The organism is Kitasatospora sp. SC0581, assembly GCF_048159585.1.
In the GTDB taxonomy this organism is placed as follows: domain Bacteria; phylum Actinomycetota; class Actinomycetes; order Streptomycetales; family Streptomycetaceae; genus Kitasatospora.
Map to the genome: position 1 here is coordinate 1 of NZ_JBLRWA010000206.1, position 380 is coordinate 380.

General features: G+C 71.3%; 1 protein-coding gene. It reads left to right on the plus strand.

Features of this window, described 5'->3' with window-relative positions:
* Positions 1-118 precede the first annotated feature (118 nt).
* Positions 119-380, plus strand: a 262-nt coding sequence (locus ACLWS4_RS37805; protein WP_416876544.1) for an Lrp/AsnC family transcriptional regulator, incomplete at its 3' end; no start/stop codon positions are given.

Sequence of the window (380 nt, forward strand, 5' to 3'; positions counted from 1 at the left end):
GGGGACGTTCACACCGATCTTCACGCCGTCAAAACTAGCCACTCCGGACGGTCCGTCAGAAGGGCTTCCTCCCGGCATGATCGCCGATCCACCGGGGATTCCCCGGTAGATTGGCCCGATGGCCGAGAGTCTCGACGCGACCGACTGGGCGATCCTCGCCGAACTCCAGCAGGACGGTCGGATCGCCTTCACGGAGCTGGCCCGGCGGGTGAAGCTGAGTGCCTCGGCCACCACCGAGCGGGTCCGGCGGCTGGAGTCGTCCGGGGTGGTTACCGGCTACCGGGCCGAGGTGGACCTCGCCCGCGCGGGGTACCCGGTGCCGGCCGTGGTGCGGCTCAAGTACCCGGGGCCGGGGAGCCGGCACGAGCCGCTGCGGCGCC